The following is a 305-nucleotide window of genomic DNA, read 5'->3' as shown; positions in this document are numbered from 1 at the left end:
AAAAAAGAGGAATTACCCATGGCAAAGGCCAAGTTTGAACGCAACAAGCCACACGTCAACGTCGGCACCATCGGACACGTTGACCACGGTAAAACAACCCTAACTGCCGCTATCGCAACCGTAGCAGCAAAAACCTCAGGCGGCGAGGCCAAAGACTACGCAGCCATCGATAGCGCGCCTGAAGAAAAAGCACGTGGCATCACCATCAATACCTCACACGTAGAGTATGACACCGACACCCGTCACTACGCCCACGTTGACTGCCCAGGTCACGCCGACTACGTTAAAAACATGATCACCGGTGC

General features: G+C 53.4%; 1 protein-coding gene. It reads left to right on the top strand.

Annotated elements, in window-relative coordinates; all coding sequences use genetic code 11:
• Nucleotides 1–18: 18 nt before the first annotated feature.
• A partial coding sequence (locus J3491_RS12145; RefSeq protein WP_243456392.1) for a GTP-binding protein occupies nt 19–305 on the top strand: 287 nt, incomplete at its 3' end.

Origin of the sequence: Psychrobacter halodurans (assembly GCF_017498075.1) — a bacterium.
Taxonomy (GTDB): Bacteria; Pseudomonadota; Gammaproteobacteria; order Pseudomonadales; family Moraxellaceae; genus Psychrobacter; species Psychrobacter celer.
Note: the sequence above shows the minus strand (reverse complement) of the source record. Positions and strands in the feature narration are given on the sequence as shown.